Genomic DNA, 5062 nt, shown 5'->3' on the forward strand with positions numbered 1-5062 from the left:
CAAAGCAAGCTGTCCCACGTCCAAAGCGAGCCGCCCCGCGTCCAAAGCGAGCTGTCCCGCGTCCAAAGCGAGCCACCGCGCGTCCAAAGCAAGCCGCCTCGCGCTCAAAGCAGGTGCTCCCACGTCCAAAGCGAGCTGTCCCACGCCCAAAGCGTCCGCCTGGAGCGGAAATCCGATGTATGTTTAATATAAAATAAAAAAAGCAGATTGCATGGGGATTCGACGACCATGCAATCTACTTTTTTCAATTAATGCGTTTGCGCCATAATGTCATATTCGATAGAGGCAGCCTTTCGATCTTTTGGAGAAGGAGCTGCTTTTTTAATTCGCGTTCCGCAGATTTTTCCGGAATGTTGTAAATCTTGGCGATTTCGTTCGTAGCGAGTGAATCGAAACGCATGAACAACTCATCCAATGTTGGCGGCGCATCAGGTGTGATTTCGTGCCCAACCATTTCTTCCAAAATCTGTTCGTATATATCATAGGAATGCAATCCGTTAACCTTCAACCCTTCGTCTTCAATATTTTCATTGAAAAAAACAAAGGATGGCGCGTCTTCCACTTCCATTTCATTCGCTAAATGCAAATCGACCTGCAAGGACCGCAGTACGTGATGCGATGAGAAATCGAGGATGAATTCGTCGACATCCAATCCGAGACTTTCAGCTATTTCAACAAGCACTGAAAAGGAGAGGACGTTCCTCTTTTTTAAGTAGGTGTATTCGAACAGCTTCGAAAGAAATCGGAATGCAGCGCGTTTTCCTTGAAATTCCGCAGCTTTCAAGGCGATGCTCGGAAACGCCGGATGATTTTTTTTGCACGCTTTCGCATCGTCCATATTGACGATGCAACAGGAGTTCGTCTTCGCCAAAGAAGTGTGGAGAACAATCTTCAGTGTGAAATAACGTTCATATTCCACTTGTAGTCTCCTTAGCAATGGCTGAAGCGCCCAGCTGTTCATGCATAAAGGATCCACGAATACGTAAATTTCGATGGGCTTTGACAAGGAGACTGAAGAAGAAGTGGCACTGCTTTCCAAGAGAGTTTCCCGGTTCACCGCTCATCCTCCTCGCTTCGATTCACCATATGGTTCGCTGTCATCGCGAGCCTATGATAATATACTTCCCGCAAAGGTCCATCTAAGCCCACATCGTCCATTGCTTCCGCCATGCAGGCGAGCCATGCTTTTGCGCGAGTGGGAGTTATCGGAAAAGGCATATGACGCGCTTTCATCATCGGATGGCCGTGCTCTTCCGTGAATAAATTCGGTCCGCCTAAATATTGTGTTTGAAATTGTTTTTGCTTTCGTGCTGTTTCCGTCAGATCTTCAGGGAAAATCGGATATAAGTCCGGGTGGACAGCCACTTTTTCATAAAAACGATCGATGAGCTCCGATAATTTTTCAGCACCGATTTCCTCATAAGGAATCAAAGGTTTTCGAGTCATGTATGTCAATCTCCTTTGTTCTGACTGTATGGACATTCTAACAACCAAACAATTCTTTCACAAACAAATTGCCTTCAAGTGTATGGAGAAGTTATCAGATTTCAAAACGATTATAGTAGTTTAGCACTTTAGAAACATATTGTTCCGTTTCCTTGAATGGAGGTATCCCACCATATTTCCTAACGTTTCCGGGACCTGCATTATAAGCCGCCAATGCCATTTCGACATTCCCGAACTGATCAAGCATTTGCCGCAAATACTTGGCGCCGCCCATGATGTTCTGCTCAGGATCGAATCCATCTTTCACGCCTAGCAGTTTTGCAGTGCCTGGCATAAGCTGCATCAGGCCCATCGCACCTGCGCCACTGACGGCAGTGCTGTTGAAATTGGATTCCTGCTTGATGACGGATGTGATCAGATTTTCAGGTAGTCGGTATATTTCCGCAGCCCGCTGAATGTAATCGCTGAAATCATTTCTCCCGGTCGCACTTTCACGGTTTGTTCCCATGGAGGTGGAAATCACAGTTTGGAGGCCTTCCGGAAAATAAACGCTAGTGGGACCCGTATATTGAAGGCTGTTCATCGACTGGAGTCCCCCTAACATGCCGAAAGACTGAAATGGAAGTGACTCCGTTGAAGAAACATCGCTGGACGTGCCATATAAAAAATCATTTATCATCATGCTGAACAGGGAGGAAGTCGTATCCTGCCCGCTCGCGTATGATTGCACCGAACCTAGTGTCTGCATCGCCTGTATATCCATTATTGTACGAATTGCGCGTGCATCCATTTTACTACATCCTTTCTTTAGGACTATCTATAGTTGCTATTAAAATAAGTATATCAAGTTCAGGACAAAAACGCATGCTACAGACTGCATCAGTGGCTTTCATATGGTAGACTGAACGTAAGATCATTGAAAGGAAGAAGACTTATGCGAATCAAGAACCGAGTCATAAAAGGGCAAGCGAACGGCAATGATATCCTGTTTTCATTGGACGCGGAAGCTGAACGTCCAACCGGAGCCCCTGCAAGGAAAATGATAACCGATTCAGAAGAACACGCTTTTGTCTATTTGATGGAGGAAGAGGAAGGTTATACATACATACATTTCCCGGAAGAAGTTTGGCCTTTCATGGCACAAGCATTAAGAGCCGGCAACGACCCGTCCCTTGTGTGGAACGATGAAAAAATCCCTTTGCCAGGCTTTATAGAGGAGCTGACGATGCTCGTTTATAATATCGAAGGGAACGACAACTATGGAGAGGCATTCACGACTGCGGTGGAGCAGGAATTCGAGGCCTTCCTCCAAAACATCAATCAATAGTTTGGAGGGCTACTCATGAAGGAGTGGAAGCAATTTCTCGAACCATATAAACAGGCTGTTGCCGAATTGAAAGTGAAACTGAAGGGGCTTCGTGCGCAATACGAACTCGAAGGGGTCCATATGCCCGTTGAATTCGTGACGGGACGGGTGAAACCGCTCGCAAGCATCTATGATAAGACCCTTGAAAAGGGAATCCCCTTTAAACCATCAGCAGAGTTGGCGGAGGAACTGCCGGATATTGCCGGTGTGCGTATCATGTGCCAGTTCGTTGACGATATCGGCAAAGTTGTACATACATTACGGCAACGGACCGATATGCAAGTCGTTGAAGAAAGGGACTATATCTCACATAAGAAGCCGAGCGGTTACAGGTCATTCCATATGATCATTGAATATCCGGTCCAGACGATCCATGGGGAAAAGACGATTCTCGCGGAAATCCAAATCCGTACATTGGCAATGAACTTCTGGGCTTCCATCGAGCATTCCTTGAATTATAAATATCAAGGCGAATTGCCGAACGAAATCAGGCATCGGCTGGAACGGGCTGCTGAAGCCGCTTTCAGGTTGGATGAAGAAATGTCATTGATCCGTGATGAAATCCATGACGCGCAGCAATACTTCAGTGCATTCAAAGAAACTGCCGATCGGGACTACAGCGAAAAGAAACGGAAAAGGGGGGGCTATGATGAAATTCGCAATTCAGACGAGAAATGATCCAGTTTCGAATCGTTTAAAAGAGGAGGCGAAGGATTACTTGACCGATTTCGGGCTCGTCTTTGACGAAGATGAACCTGATATCGTTTTATCGGTTGGAGGGGACGGTACCTTGCTGCACGCCTTCCATAAATATATCCATCGCCTGAAGGATACGGCCTTCATCGGCATCCATACCGGACATCTCGGATTCTATGCAGACTGGAAGCCTGCGGAAATGGAAAAACTTGTCCTCTCGATAGCGCGGAAGGAATACAATGTCATTGAATACCCTCTTCTTGAAGTGACGATTACTTACCGGCATTCCGAAAAGGCCGCCACCTATCTTGCGCTCAATGAATCGACGGTCAAATCCCCTGAAGTGACGCTGGTCATGGACGTGGAATTGAACGGTGTGCATTTCGAAAGATTCCGCGGGGACGGACTATGCATGTCAACGCCATCGGGCTCGACTGCCTATAATAAAGCTCTCGGTGGCGCGATTATCCATCCATCCTTGCACGCAATCCAACTGACCGAAATGGCTTCGATCAACAACCGTGTGTTCCGGACAGTCGGTTCACCGCTCATCCTGCCTGCGCATCATAGTTGTGTGCTTACGCCGGTTAAAGGACCGGATTTCATGGTGACGATCGATCATTTACAGCTGTTGCATAAAGATGTGAAATCGATCGAGTATAAGGTGGCGGATGAGAAGGTGCGCTTCGGAAGATTCCGTCCGTTTCCGTTCTGGACAAGGGTCCACGATTCCTTCATTGCAAGTGATGAGTGAAGCGATCATGAATGAAAAGAATTTCACTCTCGAATTTATTGTCGGACAAGACCAGATTTTGCTGCGGGAATTCCTGCACGAGCATGGCATTTCAAAGCGGACATTGACAGCGGTGAAGTATGATGGCGGGCGTTTGCTCGTAAATGGAACGGAGCAGACAGTGCGGCATATGCTGAGGGGAGGGGATGTTGTTACTGTCCAATTCCCTCCGGAAGTGCCGAGCGTAGGCCTTGTTCCTGAAACCGGAAATCTGGCAATCGTTTATGAAGATGAAGCGATTTTAATCATCGACAAGCCAGCAGGTCAAGGCACGATTCCATCACGTGATCAGCCGAACGGGACGGTCGCCAATTTAGTGGCCGGAAAGTTCGAAGCAGAGCAGGTCCCTTCGACTGTGCATGTTGTGACGAGGCTGGATACCGATACATCGGGTCTCGTTTGCATGGCGAAAAACCGGCATATCCATCATCTGCTCAGTGAACAGATGCAGACGACCGGTTTTGATCGCTGTTATATCGCTATCGTGGAAGGGTATATACGGAGAGATGCGTTTACGATCGAACAGCCCATCGGACGAAAAGAAGGCAGCATTATCGAAAGGACGGTCCGGCAGGATGGGCAATATGCAAGAACGGATGTCCATGTGCTCGACCGATTTGAACAAAATGGCATCCCACATACATCCGTATCTTTGCAGCTGCATACCGGGCGGACCCATCAAATACGCGTCCACATGCAATGGCTCGGCCATCCGCTTGCAGGCGATGACTTGTATGGGGGAACGCGCAAGTCGATTCATC

At 47.6% G+C, this 5062-nt stretch carries 7 protein-coding genes; 4 read left to right on the forward strand and 3 right to left on the reverse strand.

All coding sequences use genetic code 11. The annotated features are described in order from the left end of the window. Positions 1 to 244: 244 nt before the first annotated feature. The 3 genes from AWV70_RS08455 to AWV70_RS25190 all read right to left on the reverse strand — a co-directional run bounded on the left by AWV70_RS08455 (position 245) and on the right by AWV70_RS25190 (position 2236). Positions 245 to 1057 carry a DsbA family protein gene (locus tag AWV70_RS08455; protein WP_082713523.1) on the reverse strand — a complete coding sequence of 271 codons (813 nt, stop codon included), beginning with the start codon at positions 1055 to 1057 and terminating at the stop codon, positions 245 to 247. Continuing rightward, positions 1054 to 1446 (reverse strand): globin, encoded by a 393-nt coding sequence (locus AWV70_RS08460; RefSeq protein WP_060206112.1) that lies wholly within the window; start codon positions 1444 to 1446, stop codon positions 1054 to 1056. Before AWV70_RS08460 ends, AWV70_RS08455 begins: the two co-directional genes overlap by 4 nt. Before the next feature lie 94 nt (positions 1447 to 1540). Beyond that, a complete protein-coding gene (locus AWV70_RS25190; RefSeq protein ID WP_060206113.1) occupies positions 1541 to 2236 on the reverse strand; it encodes a lytic transglycosylase domain-containing protein in 696 nt (231 codons plus the stop codon). A gap of 144 nt (positions 2237 to 2380) precedes the next feature. Here AWV70_RS25190 and AWV70_RS08470 point away from each other — a divergent pair, with 144 nt between their 5' ends. From AWV70_RS08470 to AWV70_RS08485, 4 genes are all read left to right on the forward strand, one after another. Continuing rightward, positions 2381 to 2773, forward strand: a complete 393-nt coding sequence (locus AWV70_RS08470; RefSeq protein WP_060206115.1) for a hypothetical protein — start codon at positions 2381 to 2383, stop codon at positions 2771 to 2773. Positions 2774 to 2788: 15 nt separating this feature from the next. After that, positions 2789 to 3490, forward strand: a complete 702-nt coding sequence (locus tag AWV70_RS08475) for a GTP pyrophosphokinase (protein WP_060206117.1) — start codon at positions 2789 to 2791, stop codon at positions 3488 to 3490. Beyond that, on the forward strand, positions 3462 to 4262 hold the full coding sequence (locus tag AWV70_RS08480) for an NAD kinase (protein WP_060206119.1): 801 nt from the start codon (positions 3462 to 3464) through the stop codon (positions 4260 to 4262). The genes AWV70_RS08475 and AWV70_RS08480 overlap by 29 nt, the downstream gene beginning before the upstream one ends. Beyond that, the coding region (locus AWV70_RS08485) for an RluA family pseudouridine synthase (protein ID WP_235588584.1) at positions 4180 to 5062 on the forward strand (883 nt) is incomplete at its 3' end. The genes AWV70_RS08480 and AWV70_RS08485, both read left to right, overlap by 83 nt.

Source organism: Sporosarcina koreensis (assembly GCF_001531445.1).
In the GTDB taxonomy this organism is placed as follows: Bacteria; Bacillota; Bacilli; order Bacillales_A; family Planococcaceae; genus Sporosarcina; species Sporosarcina koreensis_C.